Annotated in this window: 15 protein-coding genes; 6 read left to right on the top strand and 9 right to left on the bottom strand. The window is 59.1% G+C overall.

Annotation, left to right across the window (positions count from 1 at the left end; genetic code table 11):
* Positions 1–49: 49 nt before the first annotated feature.
* The 3 genes from nrdA to yfaE all read left to right on the top strand — a co-directional run bounded on the left by nrdA (position 50) and on the right by yfaE (position 3,821).
* Positions 50–2,335, top strand: a complete 2,286-nt coding sequence (gene nrdA, locus HMPREF3096_RS02960) for a class 1a ribonucleoside-diphosphate reductase subunit alpha (protein WP_032730837.1) — start codon at positions 50–52, stop codon at positions 2,333–2,335.
* Between the two features lie 101 nt (positions 2,336–2,436).
* Positions 2,437–3,567: a class Ia ribonucleoside-diphosphate reductase subunit beta gene (gene nrdB / locus HMPREF3096_RS02955; protein ID WP_004140835.1), complete on the top strand. Its 1,131-nt coding sequence runs from the start codon at positions 2,437–2,439 to the stop codon at positions 3,565–3,567.
* On the top strand, positions 3,567–3,821 hold the full coding sequence (yfaE, locus tag HMPREF3096_RS02950) for a class I ribonucleotide reductase maintenance protein YfaE (protein ID WP_002913017.1): 255 nt from the start codon (positions 3,567–3,569) through the stop codon (positions 3,819–3,821). Before nrdB ends, yfaE begins: the two co-directional genes overlap by 1 nt.
* Before the next feature lie 93 nt (positions 3,822–3,914).
* On the opposite strand, the gene glpQ is transcribed toward yfaE, so the two are convergent.
* Both glpQ and glpT read right to left on the bottom strand, forming a co-directional pair.
* On the bottom strand, positions 3,915–4,982 hold the full coding sequence (glpQ, locus tag HMPREF3096_RS02945) for a glycerophosphodiester phosphodiesterase (protein ID WP_032730838.1): 1,068 nt from the start codon (positions 4,980–4,982) through the stop codon (positions 3,915–3,917).
* A 9-nt stretch (positions 4,983–4,991) separates the two neighbouring features.
* Complete coding sequence (gene glpT, locus HMPREF3096_RS02940) at positions 4,992–6,338, bottom strand: glycerol-3-phosphate transporter (protein WP_002913019.1); 1,347 nt, start codon at positions 6,336–6,338, stop codon at positions 4,992–4,994.
* Between the two features lie 271 nt (positions 6,339–6,609).
* Between glpT and glpA the strand changes: the two genes are divergently transcribed.
* Genes glpA through glpC form a run of 3 tightly spaced genes read left to right on the top strand, consistent with a single transcriptional unit; the run spans position 6,610 to position 10,656 of the window.
* Positions 6,610–8,232, top strand: coding sequence for an anaerobic glycerol-3-phosphate dehydrogenase subunit A (gene glpA, locus HMPREF3096_RS02935; RefSeq protein ID WP_032730839.1), 1,623 nt, complete (start codon positions 6,610–6,612; stop codon positions 8,230–8,232).
* Positions 8,222–9,481: a glycerol-3-phosphate dehydrogenase subunit GlpB gene (gene glpB, locus HMPREF3096_RS02930; protein WP_032730840.1), complete on the top strand. Its 1,260-nt coding sequence runs from the start codon at positions 8,222–8,224 to the stop codon at positions 9,479–9,481. The genes glpA and glpB overlap by 11 nt, the downstream gene beginning before the upstream one ends.
* Positions 9,478–10,656, top strand: coding sequence for an anaerobic glycerol-3-phosphate dehydrogenase subunit GlpC (gene glpC / locus HMPREF3096_RS02925; RefSeq protein ID WP_032730841.1), 1,179 nt, complete (start codon positions 9,478–9,480; stop codon positions 10,654–10,656). The genes glpB and glpC overlap by 4 nt, the downstream gene beginning before the upstream one ends.
* A 28-nt stretch (positions 10,657–10,684) precedes the next feature.
* Here the strand turns inward: glpC and yfaU are convergent, their stop codons facing one another.
* The 7 genes from yfaU to HMPREF3096_RS02890 all read right to left on the bottom strand — a co-directional run bounded on the left by yfaU (position 10,685) and on the right by HMPREF3096_RS02890 (position 18,087).
* Complete coding sequence (gene yfaU, locus HMPREF3096_RS02920) at positions 10,685–11,488, bottom strand: 2-keto-3-deoxy-L-rhamnonate aldolase (protein WP_012540990.1); 804 nt, start codon at positions 11,486–11,488, stop codon at positions 10,685–10,687.
* A gap of 14 nt (positions 11,489–11,502) precedes the next feature.
* Positions 11,503–12,792 carry an MFS transporter gene (locus tag HMPREF3096_RS02915; RefSeq protein ID WP_032691232.1) on the bottom strand — a complete coding sequence of 430 codons (1,290 nt, stop codon included), beginning with the start codon at positions 12,790–12,792 and terminating at the stop codon, positions 11,503–11,505.
* Positions 12,793–12,834: 42 nt separating this feature from the next.
* On the bottom strand, positions 12,835–14,040 hold the full coding sequence (rhmD, locus tag HMPREF3096_RS02910; protein ID WP_008803964.1) for an L-rhamnonate dehydratase: 1,206 nt from the start codon (positions 14,038–14,040) through the stop codon (positions 12,835–12,837).
* A 10-nt stretch (positions 14,041–14,050) separates the two neighbouring features.
* Positions 14,051–14,836, bottom strand: coding sequence for an IclR family transcriptional regulator (locus HMPREF3096_RS02905; protein WP_008803963.1), 786 nt, complete (start codon positions 14,834–14,836; stop codon positions 14,051–14,053).
* A gap of 205 nt (positions 14,837–15,041) precedes the next feature.
* Complete coding sequence (locus HMPREF3096_RS02900; RefSeq protein ID WP_032730843.1) at positions 15,042–16,238, bottom strand: nicotinamide mononucleotide deamidase-related protein YfaY; 1,197 nt, start codon at positions 16,236–16,238, stop codon at positions 15,042–15,044.
* 102 nt (positions 16,239–16,340) lie between these two features.
* Positions 16,341–16,883, bottom strand: a complete 543-nt coding sequence (locus tag HMPREF3096_RS02895; protein WP_004201712.1) for a YfaZ family outer membrane protein — start codon at positions 16,881–16,883, stop codon at positions 16,341–16,343.
* A gap of 274 nt (positions 16,884–17,157) precedes the next feature.
* Positions 17,158–18,087, bottom strand: coding sequence for an Rpn family recombination-promoting nuclease/putative transposase (locus HMPREF3096_RS02890; protein WP_032730845.1), 930 nt, complete (start codon positions 18,085–18,087; stop codon positions 17,158–17,160).
* Positions 18,088–18,168 lie beyond the last annotated feature (81 nt).

The following is an 18,168-nucleotide window of genomic DNA, read 5'->3' as shown; positions in this document are numbered from 1 at the left end:
TCTGTGGATAAACGGGGGATATTTTCTTTCACGGACAGGTAAAATCCACATGAATCAGAGTCTGCTGGTGACAAAGCGCGACGGGACCACCGAGCGCATCAATCTCGACAAAATCCATCGCGTACTGGATTGGGCGGCAGAAGGACTGAATAACGTTTCGATTTCCCAGGTAGAGCTGCGCTCTCATATCCAGTTCTATGACGGCATCAAAACCGCGGACATCCACGAAACCATTATTAAAGCCGCTGCGGATTTGATCTCCCGCGACGCGCCGGATTACCAGTACCTCGCCGCGCGTCTGGCGATTTTCCATTTGCGTAAAAAAGCCTTCGGCCAGTTTGAGCCGCCGGCGCTCTACGATCACGTGGTGAAGATGGTCGAGAAGGGTAAATACGATCATCATCTGCTGGAAGACTACACGGAAGAAGAGTTCCAGCAGATGGACGGTTTCCTCGACCACTGGCGCGACATGAACTTCTCCTACGCAGCCGTTAAGCAGCTGGAAGGCAAGTATCTGGTACAAAACCGCGTTACCGGCGAAATTTATGAGAGCGCACAGTTCCTCTATATTCTGGTCGCCGCGTGTCTGTTCTCGAACTACCCGCGCGAAACCCGTCTGGACTACATTAAGCGTTTCTACGACGCGGTATCGACCTTTAAAATCTCGCTGCCGACGCCAATCATGTCCGGCGTGCGCACCCCAACCCGTCAGTTCAGCTCCTGCGTGCTGATCGAGTGCGGCGACAGCCTGGATTCCATCAACGCCACCTCCAGCGCGATTGTGAAATACGTTTCCCAGCGCGCCGGGATCGGCATCAACGCCGGGCGCATTCGCGCGCTGGGCAGCCCGATCCGCGGCGGCGAAGCCTTCCACACCGGTTGCATTCCGTTCTACAAACATTTCCAGACCGCGGTGAAATCCTGCTCGCAGGGCGGCGTTCGCGGCGGCGCGGCGACCCTCTTCTACCCAATGTGGCATCTGGAAGTGGAAAGCCTGCTGGTGCTGAAAAACAACCGCGGTACCGACGCCAACCGCGTTCGTCATATGGACTACGGCGTACAGATCAACAAGCTGATGTACACCCGTCTGCTGAAGGGCGGCGACATTACCCTGTTCAGCCCTTCCGATGTCCCGGGCCTGTATGACGCCTTCTTTGCCGATCAGGACGAGTTTGAGCGCCTGTACACCCAGTACGAGCAGGACGACAGCATTCGCAAGCAGCGTATTAAAGCCGTTGAGCTGTTCTCGCTGATGATGCAGGAACGCGCCTCTACCGGCCGCATCTACATCCAGAACGTCGACCACTGCAACACCCACAGCCCGTTCGATCCGGTAGTCGCCCCGGTGCGTCAGTCTAACCTGTGCCTGGAGATCGCCCTGCCGACCAAACCGCTGGAAGACGTCAACGACGAAAACGGCGAAATCGCGCTGTGCACCCTGTCGGCCTTCAACCTCGGCGCGATTGACAGCCTCGACGAGCTGGAAGAGCTGGCGGTGCTGGCGGTGCGTGCCCTGGATGCACTGCTGGACTATCAGGATTACCCGATCCCGGCCGCCAAACGCGGCGCGATGGGGCGTCGTACGCTGGGCATCGGCGTGATCAACTTCGCTTACTATCTGGCGAAGCATGGCAAACGCTACTCCGACGGCAGCGCCAACAACCTGACGCACAAAACCTTCGAAGCGATTCAGTACTACCTGCTGAAGGCCTCCAACGAGCTGGCTATCGAGCAGGCCGCCTGCCCGTGGTTCAATGAAACCACCTATGCGCAGGGTATCCTGCCGATCGATACCTATAAGAAAGACCTGGACGGCATCGTCAGCGAATCTCTGCACTTCGACTGGGAAGCATTGCGCGAATCCATTAAAACCCACGGTCTGCGTAACTCCACGCTCTCCGCACTGATGCCGTCCGAGACCTCGTCGCAGATCTCCAACGCCACCAACGGCATTGAGCCGCCGCGCGGCCACGTCAGTATCAAAGCGTCCAAGGACGGTATCCTGCGCCAGGTGGTGCCGGATTACGAAAATCTGCAGAACGCCTATGAGCTGCTGTGGGAAATGCCGAACAACGACGGTTATCTGCAGCTGGTGGGTATCATGCAGAAGTTTATCGACCAGTCGATCTCTGCCAACACCAACTACGATCCGACGCGCTTCCCGTCCGGAAAAGTGCCGATGCAGCAGTTGCTCAAAGACCTGCTCAACGCCTATAAATTCGGTGTCAAAACGCTGTACTATCACAACACCCGTGATGGCGCAGAAGACGCTCAGGATGACCTGGCCCCGTCCATCCAGGACGACGGCTGCGAAAGCGGCGCTTGTAAGATCTAAGTTATTTTTGCCGGGTGGCGCGATGCTTACCCGGCCTACGATTGTGTAGGCCCGGCCAATGCAGTACCGCCGGGCAATACATTTCAACAGGACTCACTTCAATGGCATACACCACTTTTTCACAGACGAAAAACGATCAGCTGCTGGAACCGATGTTTTTTGGCCAGCCGGTTAACGTGGCCCGCTACGATCAGCAAAAATATGACATCTTTGAAAAGCTGATTGAAAAGCAGCTCTCCTTCTTCTGGCGTCCGGAAGAGGTTGACGTTTCCCGCGATCGCATCGACTACCAGGCGCTGCCGGAACATGAAAAACATATTTTCATCAGCAACCTGAAGTACCAGACGCTGCTCGATTCCATCCAGGGCCGCAGCCCGAACGTCGCGCTGCTGCCGCTGATCTCCATCCCGGAGCTGGAAACCTGGGTGGAAACCTGGGCCTTCTCCGAGACCATCCACTCACGCTCCTACACCCATATCATCCGCAACATCGTCAACGATCCGGCGACCGTGTTCGACGATATCGTGACCAACGAGCAGATCCAGAAACGTGCGGAAGGCATCTCTCACTATTACGATTCGCTGATCGAAATGACCAGCTACTGGCATCTTCTGGGTGAAGGCACCCACACCGTCAACGGTAAAACCGTGACCGTGAATCTGCGCGAGCTGAAAAAGAAACTCTATTTGTGTCTGATGAGCGTTAACGCCCTGGAAGCGATCCGCTTCTACGTTAGCTTCGCCTGCTCCTTCGCTTTCGCCGAGCGCAAGCTGATGGAAGGTAACGCCAAAATTATCCGCCTGATCGCTCGCGATGAAGCGCTGCACCTGACCGGCACCCAGCATATGCTGAACCTGCTGCGCTCCGGCAGCGACGATCCGGAGATGGCGGAAATCGCCGAAGAGTGCAAGCAGGAGTGCTATGACCTGTTCGTGCTGGCGGCGCAGCAGGAGAAAGAGTGGGCGGACTATCTGTTCCGCGACGGCTCAATGATCGGCCTGAACAAAGATATTCTCTGCCAGTACGTCGAGTACATCACCAATATCCGCATGCAGGCGGTGGGCCTCGATCTGCCATTCCAGACCCGCTCCAACCCAATCCCATGGATCAACACCTGGCTGGTCTCCGATAACGTCCAGGTGGCGCCGCAGGAAGTGGAAGTCAGCTCGTATCTCGTCGGCCAGATCGATTCTGAAGTCGATGCCGACGACCTGAGCAATTTCCAGCTGTAATGAAGCGGATTTTCCTGAAAATCTCTGACACTCGCCTTGAGTGTCAGGATGAACACCCTTCTTTGCTGGCGGCGCTGGAGTCGCATAATATCGATGTGGAATATCAGTGCCGCGAAGGCTATTGCGGTTCCTGCCGCACGCGTCTGGTTTCCGGCCAGGTTGACTGGCTGACCGAGCCGCTGGCCTTTATCCAGCCGGGGGAAATTTTGCCCTGCTGCTGCCGGGCGAAAGGCGATATTGAGATCGAGATGTAAGTGTTGTCGATGTGTGCGGCCTGATGCCCTCACCCCGGCCCTCTCCCATAGGGAGAGGGGGAAAACATAAAAGGGCCTTACGGCCCTTTTGTTTTATTTCGCGTCCAGGAACTGCACCGCTTTATCCGGGAAATCGGTAAACAAGCCGTCGACGCCCGCCTGGTGATACAGCAGGTCATAGAGCTGATTAACGTTAGTGGCGTACTCCGGCAACTGATCCGCGCGCACGGTGTACGGATGCACCTGCAGATGGCTGGCATGCGCCTCTTTCACCATCGCCGTCAGCTTCACCGCGCCCGGCTTCGAGCCTTCCGCCACCAGCATATGGTAATCCGGGCCAATACCGTCGGCGTACTGCGCAATCTGCGCCATCGCACCCGGCTGGAACATCCAGTCGTAGCTGTAGTTCACCCATTTGCCATCTGCCTGTTTCTGCTGGGTTTCATTCCAGTCGGTATAGGCGATGAGCTGCACCAGATTGAGATCCATGCCCATCTTCGGTTCCAGCTCATTTTTGATACGTTTGAGCTCGTTGGCGTCAAAGCACTGCAGATAAACCTTATCCTGCTTGCTGGTATAGCCATATTCCTTCAGCACTTTCAGCGTGCTGGCGGCAATATCTTTGCCTTCCTGATGGTGGAACCACGGCGCTTTGATTTCCGGGTAGATACCGATATTTTTACCCGTCGAATGGTTCAGCCCCTGGACAAACTCAATCTCTTCTTCAAAGGTATGAATGCGGAAATCGGATTTGCCCATCGGGAAACGCCCGGGATAGGTTTGCACGTTCTTACCATTTTTCGGCTCAAAACCTTCGGTAAACTTCAACGACTTAATCTCGGCCAGGGTAAAGTCAATAGCGTAAAAACGACCGTCTTGACGCGCCCGCTGCGGGAAACGCTGCGCAATGTCAGTCACCCGATCGAGATAATGGTCGTGCAACACCACCAGCCGGTCGTCTTTGGTCATCACCAGATCTTGCTCAAGGTAATCCGCCCCCTGAGCGTAAGCCATCGCTTTCGCCGGCAGGGTATGTTCCGGCAGATACCCGCTGGCGCCGCGGTGGGCGATGACCATTTTCTCCGCTGCGACAGCGCTGAAGCACAGCGCCGAACTGGCCAAAATCATGCCGCTCATTAGCGCGGTGAGTTTCATGTTCATCGTCGCTCCTTAGGCTTGTTTCAGTTGTTGATGATGACGACGCTCGCCAAGCATCACGATAACCAGCAGGATAACCGCCAGCACGCTGCCGCCGATCATCACCATGAAGCCGCCGTCCCAGCCGAAGAAATCGACGGTGTAGCCGACGATGGCGCTCGCCGCCACGGAACCGCCAAGATAGCCGAACAGGCCGGTGAAGCCCGCGGCGGTACCGGCGGCTTTTTTCGGCGCCAGCTCGAGGGCATGCAGACCGATCAGCATCACCGGGCCGTAGATCAGGAAGCCGATAATAATCATACAGGCCATATCGACGCCCGGATTGCCCGGCGGATTGAGCCAGTAAACGACAGTGGCGATGGTCACCAGGGTCATAAAGAACACGCCGGTCGCGCCGCGGTTGCCTTTAAACACTTTGTCCGACATCCAGCCGCACAGCAGGGTGCCAGGGATCCCCGCGTACTCGTACAGGAAGTAGGCCCAGGAGGATTTATCCAGCGCGAAGTGTTTGACCTCTTTCAGGTAGGTCGGCGACCAGTCCAGAATGCCGTAGCGCAGCAGATAAACGAAGACGTTAGCGATAGCGATGTACCACAGCAGCTTGTTCGGCAGAATGTACTGCATAAAGATCTGCTTCGCCGTCAGCTCTTCTTCGTGCTTTTCACTATAGTCATCCGGATAGTCGTTTTTATACTCTTCGATCGGCGGCAGACCGCAGGACTGCGGGGTATCGCGCATCATCGCGAAGGCAAAAATCGCCAGCAGGATCGCGCCGAAAGCCGGCATATACAGCGCCGCGTGCCAGTCGTTAAACCACGCCATCCCCAGCAGGAACAGCAGCGGCGGAATACCGCCGCCGACGTTATGCGCGCAGTTCCACACCGAGACAATCCCACCGCGCTCTTTCTGCGACCACCAGTGCACCATGGTCCGGCCGCACGGCGGCCAGCCCATCCCCTGGAACCATCCGCAAAGAAACAGCAATACGAACATGATCATGATGCTGGAAGTCGCCCACGGTACAAAGCCCATCACCAGCATCACCAGCGCGGCGAGGATCAAGCCGGCCGGCAGGAAAATGCGCGGATTCGAGCGGTCAGAGACCGAGCCCATGATGAATTTCGAAAATCCGTAGGCGATGGAGATGCCGGAAAGGGCGAAACCGAGGTCGCCACGGGAGAAGCCCTGCTCAATCAGATAAGGCATCGCCAGGGCAAAGTTCTTACGAACCAGATAGTAAGCGGCATAACCAAAAAAGATGCCAATGAAAATCTGCCAGCGTAATCGACGATACAGCGGGTCGATCTCCGCTGCTGGCAAACGCGCTTTATGCGCGGCGGGTTTAAAAATACTTAACATATCAGCCTCCGTGGCCCTTGCTGTTTTCTACTGACGTCACGACAAAATCCCAGATTAATCACCAACTTCAAATATGGTCGCGATGGTAGGCAATACGTAGAGTTGATACTGTGAAACATCGCACAATTTGTTACAGAAATATGACAAAACGTTCTAATGTGAGCACGAAATCACATAACACGCTCAAATAACGCGCGAATATGCTCGAAATCAAACAATAACCTTATGAATTGTGGCTAAATGGCATTAAACGAAAGCAGAGGAGCTGAAGATGACGGGACGTCTTGATAGCGAGGTCATTATCATCGGCGGCGGAGCAACCGGCGCCGGTATCGCCCGCGACTGCGCCCGGCGCGGATTACGAACGCTGCTCATTGAGCGCCATGATATCGCCACCGGGGCCACCGGCCGTAATCATGGACTGCTGCACAGCGGCGCCCGCTATGCGGTGACCGACAACGAATCCGCCCGCGAATGCATCAGTGAGAACCGCATCCTGCGCCGCATCGCCCGCCACTGCATTGAACCGACCAATGGGCTGTTTATCACCCTGCCTGAAGATGACATGGCCTGGCAGCAAACCTTTATCGACGCCTGTCGGCAGGCTGGCATAGAGGCCACGCCGCTCTCGCCGCAGGACGCGCTGCGCCAGGAGCCCGCCGTCAACCCGACGCTGCTGGGCGCAGTGCAGGTCCCGGACGGCACCATCGACCCGTTTCGCCTCACCGCAGCCAATATGCTCGACGCCCGCGAACACGGCGCGCAGATCCTTACCGGCTGCGAAGTAACAAGCCTGCTGCGCCAGAGCGATCGCGTCTGTGGCGTCCAGGTATACGACCGCCAACTTCACCAGGCCCGCACGCTGTACGCCGGGGTGGTGGTTAACGCCGCCGGGATCTGGGGGCAGCGCATTGCGCAATATGCCGACCTGCGCATCACCATGTTCCCGGCGAAGGGATCGCTGTTGATCCTTGACCACCGGATTAACAACCTGGTGATCAACCGCTGCCGTAAGCCGGCCGACGCCGATATTCTGGTGCCCGGGGATACCATCTCGCTGATCGGCACCACCTCAATGCATATTCCTTATGACGACATTGACGACAACCGGGTAACGACGGCGGAAGTCGATACCCTGCTGCGCGAAGGCGAAAAGCTGGCGCCGATCATGGGCCGCACCCGGATCCTCCGCGCCTACTCCGGCGTCCGCCCGCTGGTGGCCAGCGATAACGATCCCAGCGGGCGCAGCGTCAGCCGCGGCATCGTCCTGCTCGACCATGCCCAGCGTGACGGTATGGAAGGCTTCATTACTATCACCGGCGGCAAGCTGATGACCTATCGCCTGATGGCCGAGTGGGCCACCGACGCCGTCTGTCGTAAGCTGGGAAACACCACCCCCTGTAGCACGGCCGAGACCCCGCTGCCCGGTTCACAGGAGCCAACGGAAAGTACCCTGCAAAAAATTATCTCCCTCCCCACCCCGCTGCGCGGCTCGGCCGTCTACCGTCACGGCGATCGCACTCCGGCCTGGCTTGGCGATAGCCGCCAGCACCGTAGCCTGGTCTGCGAATGCGAAGCCGTTACCGCTGGCGAAGTGAAATACGCGGTGGAAAATCTGGCGGTCAACACCCTCCTCGACCTGCGCCGCCGCACCCGGATTGGCATGGGCACCTGCCAGGGGGAACTCTGCGCCTGCCGCGCTGCCGGAATGTTGCAGCGCTTTAACGTCACCACCCCCGCGCAGTCGTTGACCCAGCTCTCGGCGTTTCTCAATGAACGCTGGAAGGGCGTGCAGCCCATCGCCTGGGGCGACGCACTGCGCGAAAGCGAATTCACCCGCTGGGTCTACCTCGGCCTGTGCGGACTGCCACAGGAGCACCAGGATGAAGTTTGATTGCGCAATTGTCGGCGGCGGGCTCGCCGGCCTGTTGTGCGGGCTGGCGCTGAATCAGTACGGCCTGCGCAGCGTCATTATCAGCCGCGGGCAGAGCGCGCTGCATTTTTCCTCCGCGTCGTTAGACCTGCTCTCGGCGCTGCCGAACGGCGATAACGTTACTGACGTCGCACAAGGTCTGCAGCAACTCGCTGAACAGCTTCCTGAACACCCTTATTCCCGGCTCGGCGCCGGGGCGGTACTCGAATACGCGACACAGACCGAAGCCCTGCTGGCCGCCTGCGGCGCGAACATGCAAGGCGAAGCGCGCCAACCTCATCTGCGGGTGACCCCGCTGGGGACGTTGCGACCGGCGTGGCTGTCGCCGGAAGAGGTTCCGCTGGCACCCTTCGCGCAGCAACACGTATGCCTGGTAGGGATTAGCGGTTTTGCTGATTTTCAGCCGCATCTCGCCGCCGCCGCGCTCGGTCAACACGGAGTTACCGCCGCGGCGGTGGAAATCGAGTTACCGGTGCTGGATGTGCTGCGTGACAACCCCACCGAGTTTCGCGCCGCTAACATCGCCCGCGTGCTGGATGATGAGAATCTATGGCCGGCCCTGCATGCAGCGCTGCTGCCGCTGGCACAGCAGCATGACCTGCTGATCATGCCCGCCTGTTTTGGCCTCGCCGACGATCGCCTGTACCGCTGGCTGCAGACGCGTCTGCCCTGCCCGCTGCGTCTGCTGCCGACGCTGCCGCCTTCGGTGCCGGGGATGCGTTTACATTCTCAGCTGCAACGCCAGTTCATTCGTGAGGGCGGCACCTGGCTTGCTGGCGATGAAGTGGTGAAAATCAGCCATCAGCAGGGCGCCGTCGAGGCCGTCTGGACGCGAAATCACGGCGATGTCGCGCTGCGTCCGCGTTTCACCGTGCTGGCCAGCGGCAGCTTTTTCAGCAACGGTCTTGTCGCCACTCGCGATAGCGTGCGCGAGCCGATCCTCGGCCTCGATCTGCAGCAGACCCTGCCACGGGAAAGCTGGTACCAGCGCGATTTCTTCGTCTCACAACCGTGGCAGCGCTTCGGCGTGAAAACCGATGCCCTGCTGCGCCCCGTGCTGGGCGGGCAGCCGTTCCATAATCTGTTCGCCATTGGCTCATTGATCGGCGGGTTCGATGCCATTCAGCTCGGCTGTGGCGGCGGCGTCTGCGCCGTCACCGCGCTGCACGCCGCCAGACAGATCCACGCCCTTGCCGGAGACCGGCCATGAACGATACCCGTTTTGAAAGCTGCATTAAGTGCACGGTCTGTACCACCACCTGCCCGGTAAGTCGGGTCAATCCACGCTATCCCGGCCCGAAACAGGCGGGGCCGGACGGCGAACGTCTGCGTCTGAAGGATGGCGCGCTGTACGACGAGGCGCTGAAGTACTGCATTAACTGCAAGCGCTGCGAGGTTGCCTGCCCGTCGGATGTGAAAATTGGCGATATCATTCAGCGCGCCCGGGCACAGTACGGCCAGCAAAAGCCGACCCTGCGCGACGCCATCCTCAGCCATACCGACCTGATGGGCACCCTTTCCACTCCCTTTGCCCCCCTGGTCAACGCCACGACCGGTTTAAAACCGGTGCGCCGCCTGCTCGACGCGGCGCTTAAAATCGACCACCGGCGCACACTACCGAAATATGGCTTCGGCACCTTCCGCCGCGCTTACCGCCAGCTCGCGGCCAGACAGGCGCAGTACCCTGAGCAGGTGGTCTTCTTTCATGGCTGCTACGTCAACTATAACCATCCGCAGCTGGGTAAGGATCTGATCCGCGTCGTCAACGCGCTGGGTACCGGCGTGCAGTTGTTATCGAAGGAAAAATGCTGCGGCGTGCCGCTGATCGCCAACGGCTTTTTCGACAAGGCGCGTAAACAGGCGCAGAGTAACGTCGCTGCGATGCGGGAAAACACGCTGCCGATCATTGCCACCTCCTCGACCTGCACCTTTACGCTACGTGATGAATACCCTCATCTCCTCGATGTCGACAACAGCGATCTTCGCGATCGGGTCGAGCTGGCCACCCGCTGGATCTGGAAACAGCTGGATGCCGGCAAGACGCTACCGCTGCGCCGGCTACCGCTGAAGGTGGTCTATCACACCCCGTGTCATATGGAAAAGATGGGCTGGTCGCTGTATACCCTCGAGCTGCTGCGGCTGATCCCCGGCCTGCAGCTGGAGGTGCTGGATTCACAGTGCTGCGGCATCGCGGGCACCTACGGGTTTAAAACTGAGAATTATGCGGTATCCCAGGCTATCGGCGCCCCGCTGTTCCGCCAGATTGAGGAGAGCGGCGCCGACATCGTCGTGACCGACTGCGAGACCTGCAAGTGGCAGATTGAGATGTCCACCCGCAAACGCTGCGAGTATCCGCTGACGGTACTGGCGCAAGCGCTCGCCTGAGCCCAGCGCCAGCCTCCGCCATCAATAGTTAATAGCTCGCTTTCTCCTGCGGCTGGGCGCAGGTGGGTTTGAACATCGCCAGCCGGCGGTCCAGCGCCTGGGTATACAGCATGGTGTCCACCCCGACGGCGACGAAGTTGGCCCCCCAGGCAAGACATTTTTCTGCCATCGCCGGGTCGACCGCCAGAAATCCGGCCGCTTTCCCCGCCGCGCGAATGCGCCGGATGCTCTGCTCGATCACCCGCTGCACGTCAGGATGGCCGGCATCGTCCGGGTGACCCAGTGAAGCGGAAAGATCCGCCGGACCGATAAACACCCCGTCAATGCCGTCCACCTCAAGAATCGCGTCCAGATTCTCCAGCGCGGTTCGGCTCTCGACCTGTATCAGCAGACAGAGTTCGTCATTCGCCTCCGCCATATAATTCTCTATCCTTCCCCAGCGCGCCGCTCTCGCCACGCCAGCGCCAACACCGCGGCTACCGATGGGCGGATAACGGGTCGCTGAGACCACCTCCCGCGCCTGCTCGGCGGTATCGACCATCGGCACCAGCAACGTTCTGGCGCCAATATCCAGCACCTGTTTTATCAGGCTGCGGTTGCCCTCGACCGGACGAATGACCGGCTGGCTGGCGTAGGGAGCAATCGCCTGCAGCTGATGATAAAGGTCCTGAATGGTGTTCGGCGCATGCTCGCCGTCGATCAGCAGCCAGTCGTATCCCGAGGTCGCGGCGATCTCGGCCATGTAGGAGGAGGTGGAGCTCAGCCACAGGCCGATTTGCGTCTCACCGCGTAATAATCCCCGTTTGAAGGGGTTAGATAACAGTGCGTTCATAGCGATTCCTTTATTCAATGCTGTACGCTGCCGCGCTGGGGTACCGCGCGGGTAAGGCTCAATGAAAAGATAATGACCACCCCGACAATGGCGACGCCGGCCAGGGTTAACAGTCCGGCGGCGCTGCTGGCGAACAAAGTTTCGGCCTGCACGCGCACGATCGGCGCCAGAAAGCCGCCGATGGCGCCAAACAGGTTAACAAAGCCAATCCCGGCGGCCAGGGCCGTGCCGGACAGCAGCTGCGTCGGCATCGTCCAGAAGACCGGCTGCACGGCAATCACCCCAACCGCCGCCACGCACAGCGCGATGATAGCCAGCACCGGCGCCACCAGTCCGGACACCGCAATCCCGACCGCCGCCGCCAGCAGCGTCAGGGCGGCAATATTGCGCCGCTCGCCGGTGCGATCGGAGTAGCGAGGGATAAGCCAGGTGCCAAACAGCGCTGCCACCCACGGGATAGCCGTCACCACCGAGGCAACGAAGCCGACTTTGGTGCCCAGCAGCGCAGCAACCTGGGTGGGCAGGAAGAAAATCAGACCATAGACCGCCACCTGAATGGTCAGATAAATCAGCGCCAGCTGCCAGACCCGCCCGTTACGCAGCGCATCGGACAGGCGCGAGGCAATCTTTTTCTCCTCCTCGCGCGCCAGCTCGCTTATCAGCGCCTGTTTCTCCTCCATGCTCAGGAAGCGGGCATGCTGCGGCGAATCGTCCAGCCAGAAGAAGGTGAACGCTCCCGCGGCGACGGCGAGCAGGCCTTCAATGACAAACATCCAGAACCAGCCGGGATGGCCCATCAACCCATGCATCTCCAGCAGCGCACCGGATAAAGGCGATCCCAGCGTCAGGGCCAGCGGCGCCCCCATATAAAACAGCCCCATAATGCTGGCGCGGTTTTGCTGGGGAAACCACTGCGAAGTGAGGTAGATCATTCCGGGAAAGAAGCCCGCCTCCGCCGCGCCCAGCAGGGTACGTACCAGCAGGAATTTCGCTTCCGTATCCGCCCACGCCATCGCCGCCGACAGCACGCCCCACAGGAGCGTGGTGCAGCCGATCCATTTTCTGGCGCCAAATTTGCGCATCAGCAGATTGGCCGGCACCCCGAGGAAGGCATAGACCACAAAGAAGATACCGGCCCCCAGCGCGTAGGCCTCATTGCTGAGCCCGGTATCCAGTTGGTAGGTCTCTTTGGCGAAACCGATATTCGAACGGTCAAGAAACGCCAGCACGTACAGCGCCAGCATAAAGGGGATTAAGCGGGCGCGGTTTTTCTTCACCACGCTCTCCAGCAGAGTGTTGCTCATCATAATATCCTCAGGCGCGGGCCGCCGGGCAGCCCGACGCAATCAGTGTTGATAAGGACGCTTCAGGTTGCAGTCGCGATTGAGCTCGACGCCAAAGCCGGGTTTATCCAGGACCGATTTATGAATGCGCCCTCTCTCCGGCACCGGCTCGCCGAGCAGGATCGGGTCGAACTGCGGACGCAGCGTGGCGCAGTCCGGGCTGGTCATCAGAAACTCGCTGAACGGCGTGTTGGTGAAGGTGATCACCGCATGATGGGAGTAAACCGACGAGCCGTGGGGCACCACCAGCTGCCCGCGCGCTTTGGCGATGGCCGCGATCTCCACCAGGGTGGTTAAGCCGCCGCACCAGCCGACGTCGGGCTGCATAATATCGATGCCGGTTTCCGACAGGGTGCGGAAGGACTGCAGTGTGCCGTGGTGCTCGCCGCTGGTCACCATCATCCCGGCCGGCGCCTGGCGCTTCAGCTCGCGATAGCCTTCATACTGCTGCGGCGGCAGGCACTCTTCGATCCACTTGAGGTTATAAGGGGCGCAGGCATGGGCAAGTTTGGTGGCATAGTTAACGTCCTGGCTCATCCAACAGTCCAGCATTAACCAGAAATCCGGGCCGCACTTTTCACGCATATCCGCCACCATGGCGACGTCTTTGCGGATCCCGGCGTCGCCATCGTGCGGCCCCCAGTGGGTGGGCATTTTGCCGCCGATAAAGCCCATCTCCTGCGCCAGGTCCGGACGCGCGCCGGTGGCATAGAACTGGATTTCGTCGCGCACTGCCCCGCCCAACAGTTTGTAGACCGGCAGGCCAACCACTTTCCCGAACAGATCCCACAGCGCCAGGTCGACACAGGAGAGGGTATTCATTACCAGGCCGCCGGATCCCGCGTAGTAAAGGGTGGCGTTAAGCATCTGGTCATGGATCAGTTTGATATCGCTGACGCATTTGCCTTCGATAAAGCGGTTGAGATGTTTTTCCACGATAAAGCAGCCCATCTCCCCGGCCGTCGACACCGCAAAGCCGGTCTGTCCGTTGTCGGCTTCCACTTCCACAATCAGCGTCCCCAGCACGTTGATGCCAAAAGACTGGCGGGACTGCTCATACTCTTTATATTTGCTCATCGGGGTGGCGATATGATCGTCAATCCAGTGGTTAGCCCCCTGGTCGTGGTAATCACCGCCGCCGGCGCCCTGCTCTGCTGTGGCGCCGCCGGTAAACCAGGCGCGGACGTGTTTAATTTTCGGTAGGGTCATGATGTTCTCCTTATGATGAGGCGAGTTGTTCGAAGGGGCTTTTCCACCCCAGCAGACGGGAAATATCTTTCGCGCAGGCAATCGCCTTACCGGCCAGATAATCGCGATTGTCTTCATTGATTTGCAGACGGGTGCCCACCACCGAGATGGCGGCGGTCAGGTCGTTATTGGCGTTAAACACCGGCGCGGCCACGCAGCGCACGTCCGGATAGTCCTCGCCATTATCAAAGCTCCAGCCCCGAGCGCGAATGCGCCCCAGCTCCTCCCGCAGCTGTTGAGCATCGGTGATGGTCGTTGGCGTGGCCCGCTCCCACTGCAGGTCGTCGATAATCGACGCCTGAACGCTGGCGGGCTGCCAGGCCAGCAAACATTTGCCGATCCCGGAGCGATAAAGCGACAGGCTCTTGCCTTCGTGCGAACGCACGCTAATGGTGGCGGGAGACTCAATTTTAAGAATGTAGTAGGCGTTACCCTGATCGATGATGCCCAGATGGCAAAGCAGGCCGCACTCGTCCATCAGCCGGGTGAGGCGCGGACGCGCCAGCTCGCGCAGATCCATTTTGCTCAGCGCCTGCCCGGCCAGCTCCACCAGCTTGGTCCACAGGCAGTAGTTATCCTGATTATCCATACTGATGAAGCGCTGCTTTTTTAGCTCGCCCAGCAGCAGATAAACCGTGCTTTTCGGGATCCCCAGTTCGGCAATGATGGTGGCTGCGCTGCAGGGGCCAATCCGGCTGATTAAATTGAGGATCTCAATCGCGCGGGTCAGCGCCGGGACTTTTGTTGATTCCAACATACTGGACTCCAATCCTGAATACTGGAATCAGTGTTGCGATTGTGCGGGCGGTAAAGTGTGAGCGATATCGCGGGGCAATCGTTTTCTCGTATGCTGGACCATCCGCTGCAGATTATTGCGACTTAACGCACAGAATTTTTTCAGGAGAGTACAACAGGCTGGACAACCGGCGCCCGGGAGAAGCCCGCGCGCCGGGGGAAACGACTTACAGCGAGAGGGAATCCACCACGTTAATCCAGCCATGTTCGCTGGCCAGCGGTTGACCATTCAGCCAGCGACGCAGCATGTTTAATGCCATCATGGCGCAGACTTCCTGGCGTACCGCCAGGCTGTGGCGGGTGACGCTGAACTTCACCCGCAGCGCGAAGGTGCCGTCCGGGGTGGCCAGGGCCACGTTAAGATGATCGTTCTCCTGGCCGCTCACCGCCAGGGCCAGGCCGGCAAAATGGTTTATGCGCCGCTCGGCCGCCCAGCGAGCCGCCTGCGCCAGCGTCTCCTCCTGCGCCGGGACCACTTCGCTGGCCAGCAGCGGCGCGCCGGCGCGGGACAGCTGGAGCGCCAGCAGGCCGCCGGTAAACTGCTCGCTGAGCGTCAGGCTCAGCTGCCGCTCCTGCAGGCAGCGCGCAATCTGCGCCGGTAACCCTTCCGTGCCTTCGAAAATCAGACTGTCGCCAGCCACCTTGCGGACTTCCGGCCACAGGGCCAGCATGGCGTCACGCTGGTCAGCCGGTCCGGTTAGCTTGAGTTCGATAATCGGCATCGCCGAACGGTAACCCATCACCACGCCAGGCGGTAACGTCAGCGGATTGAGGCTTTGCGCCAGCTCGCTCTCCGAGCGGCCAAAGGTGGTCAAACGCAGGCATACCGGCGGCTCCGGCAGCGTAAAGCGCTGACGCAGACGCGGTAAAATCTCCTGCTCGACCATCACCTTAAATTCAGAAGGTACACCGGGGGTGAAAAACATCAGGCAGCGGTTGAGCTGAACGGCAAAGCCACAGGCCGTGCCGACCGGGTTATTGATCATTTCGGCGCTGGCGGGGATTTCCGCCTGCTTGCGGTTACTTTCCGCCATCGGCCGGCCGCGCTCGGCAAAGAAACGGGTCATGGTTTCCAGCCACTCCGGATGCAAAATAAGCCCTTCGCCTTTCGCGGTGGCGGCGGCCAGCGCGCTCAGATCGTCGCTGGTCGGCCCTAGGCCGCCGTTAACGATCAGCACATCCGCCTGTTCGCTGCGTTCGCGCAGAATCGCCACCAGCGCATCAAGATCGTCGCCAACGGTATGGCGGCGCGTTAACGGTAACCCCTGATTAAAAAAGAAATCCGCCAGCCATGCCGCATTGGTATCAACGATTTGACCATGCAACACTTCATCGCCAGTGGACAGCATTTCCACATTCAACATTGCTCACTCCTTGCCTGCCAGGTGGCAAATACTATAACGCAAAGCGGGATGCTGACGAGGAGGAAAATCTGGCGCGGCAAGAAGATACCGCGCCGGAGGAGATTAGAAGCTGGCGCTGGCGCCGATGTACGGGCCGTCGGCGATGGTGTTATCGCGGTTGCCATCTTTGCCCGCCAGGTTCAGATAGCGATAGCCTGCCTGGATGCTGAGCGGACGCATGATGGTCCAGCTGGCGCCGACGTTGGCTTCCTGATAGCTGTCAATGCCGCTGGAGAGGGAATCCGGCGAGTAGTAGTAGTCGCCGTACAGGCGGAAGCTGTCGCCGATTTTCCACTGCAGGCCGCCGCCGACCGCTGCCGCATAACCTTCATCGCCCTGTTTCGGGTTGGTGTATACGCCTTTACCGCCCACGGTCGCGAGGAACGGCCCCAGCGGAATATTGAGCCCCAGGCCTAAACCCGCGGCGTCGCCGTCGTTATCGCTATGCAGCCAGTTACCGGAAACGGCCAGGCCAGTAGACTCCGTGCCAAACCCGACGCCAAGATTGGTGTAATGCTCGCCTGCTTCACCGGTAACGCTGATCGCATGGGCCGCGGAAGAAACCAGCATGACGCCAGCCAGCGCCATAAAAATGCTTTTTTTCATTATTTACTCTATCCAGAAAATTAAAATCAAAGAAGTCCCGAAAAAACCTGAAAATTCTACTGCGCACCCGTCAGGAATCAATGACCTGGCGAAATGAATTTTCACAAGAGTGTAACCAGTTGCGTTTTTTTATGGCATCGGGCGTTGTCGGAATAACGAACCGCCCGTTCAGCGCCATGAATATTCATGTTTATTATGATTAACGCTGACACATTGACGAAAACAGAGAACTGACGCCGCACGATCGGCGCGGCGCGGGTGGATAAGGGAATAATTAATGCTGCAGCCGGGCCAGACATTCCGGGGCGAGGCCGGTCAGTTTCGCCACCAGCGACAGGTCAAGCCCGTTAGCGAGCATCGCCCGGGCAATACGCTCCGCGGTCTGCTGCTCACCTTGCTCCAGACCTTGTTGCAGACCTTGCTTTAACCCTTGCTGATGGCCGCGTTGTTCCAGAAACTGGGCAATATTCATGAGCGTCTCCTTGTGCGACCGCCGGGGAACGCTTTGCGCAAGATGGCGCAAAAAAGCGACCGGATCGGCGGCGTTTCCTGCCTGTAACAGATAATGCAGCAGCGTCTTTAGCTGCCTGCGGCTAGTGTATCCCAGAGCTAACAGGCTGACCAGCTGCTCGTGCAGGTCCATCATGTCGCGCTGGCGGATATGCTTCTGCAGCAGCTCCAGCATCGCCACACGCCGGTGGCGCATGATTTCATCATCCGGGGTGGTGGTGATATCGATTAAGGGAAAATCATCACCATAGATCCGCCGCGCAACGTCCGGATCGGCAAAGCCTGCCAGCCAGCACATCGGGTACGGCCAGGGCGAAACGCGGCCATGATAAAACAGCAGGGGGATAACCAGCGGCAGCTGCGTATGCCCCTTATCCAGATGACGTTGCATCGCGGCGATGGCATAGCGCATCAGGCGAAAGGCCATATGGCGGTCCGCCGAGCTTTGGTGCTCAATCAACAGATAGATATAGCCCTCCCCCGCCTGCGTTTGCAGCGAGTAAAGGATATCGGAATGACTCGCTCGTAGCTCATCGTCAATAAAGCTCCCGGATTCCAGTTGCAGCGTATTCAGGTTGCATAACGCGCTCAGCGGTCCGGGGAGATGAATGTCAAGGAAGTCCTTTGCCGTCGCCCGGTGCGACAACAGGTGTTTAAATACGGCGTCATGCGGGGAATGGGGCGCCCTGTCCATGGCGAAACTCCATGCGATTATTTTCACCTAACTTAACACCCAACAGGACCAGGGCCGCATTTCGCTTGCGGTTTACCGAGG

Source organism: Klebsiella sp. HMSC25G12, assembly GCF_001807705.1.
In the GTDB taxonomy this organism is placed as follows: Bacteria; Pseudomonadota; Gammaproteobacteria; order Enterobacterales; family Enterobacteriaceae; genus Klebsiella; species Klebsiella variicola.
The sequence above is the reverse complement of the archived record's forward strand: the minus strand, read 5'-3'. Positions and strand labels throughout refer to the sequence as shown.

Excerpts from the sequence above, each read along its gene's own strand:
- nrdA (WP_032730837.1), top strand. The coding sequence starts at position 50 with ATGAATCAGAGTCTGCTGGTGACAAAGCGCGACGGGACCACCGAGCGC.
- nrdB (WP_004140835.1), top strand. The coding sequence starts at position 2,437 with ATGGCATACACCACTTTTTCACAGACGAAAAACGATCAGCTGCTGGAA.
- yfaE (WP_002913017.1), top strand. The coding sequence starts at position 3,567 with ATGAAGCGGATTTTCCTGAAAATCTCTGACACTCGCCTTGAGTGTCAG.
- glpQ (WP_032730838.1), bottom strand. The coding sequence starts at position 4,982 with ATGAACATGAAACTCACCGCGCTAATGAGCGGCATGATTTTGGCCAGT.
- glpT (WP_002913019.1), bottom strand. The coding sequence starts at position 6,338 with ATGTTAAGTATTTTTAAACCCGCCGCGCATAAAGCGCGTTTGCCAGCA.
- glpA (WP_032730839.1), top strand. The coding sequence starts at position 6,610 with ATGACGGGACGTCTTGATAGCGAGGTCATTATCATCGGCGGCGGAGCA.
- glpB (WP_032730840.1), top strand. The coding sequence starts at position 8,222 with ATGAAGTTTGATTGCGCAATTGTCGGCGGCGGGCTCGCCGGCCTGTTG.
- glpC (WP_032730841.1), top strand. The coding sequence starts at position 9,478 with ATGAACGATACCCGTTTTGAAAGCTGCATTAAGTGCACGGTCTGTACC.
- yfaU (WP_012540990.1), bottom strand. The coding sequence starts at position 11,488 with ATGAACGCACTGTTATCTAACCCCTTCAAACGGGGATTATTACGCGGT.
- HMPREF3096_RS02915 (WP_032691232.1), bottom strand. The coding sequence starts at position 12,792 with ATGAGCAACACTCTGCTGGAGAGCGTGGTGAAGAAAAACCGCGCCCGC.
- rhmD (WP_008803964.1), bottom strand. The coding sequence starts at position 14,040 with ATGACCCTACCGAAAATTAAACACGTCCGCGCCTGGTTTACCGGCGGC.
- HMPREF3096_RS02905 (WP_008803963.1), bottom strand. The coding sequence starts at position 14,836 with ATGTTGGAATCAACAAAAGTCCCGGCGCTGACCCGCGCGATTGAGATC.
- HMPREF3096_RS02900 (WP_032730843.1), bottom strand. The coding sequence starts at position 16,238 with ATGTTGAATGTGGAAATGCTGTCCACTGGCGATGAAGTGTTGCATGGT.
- HMPREF3096_RS02895 (WP_004201712.1), bottom strand. The coding sequence starts at position 16,883 with ATGAAAAAAAGCATTTTTATGGCGCTGGCTGGCGTCATGCTGGTTTCT.
- HMPREF3096_RS02890 (WP_032730845.1), bottom strand. The coding sequence starts at position 18,087 with ATGGACAGGGCGCCCCATTCCCCGCATGACGCCGTATTTAAACACCTG.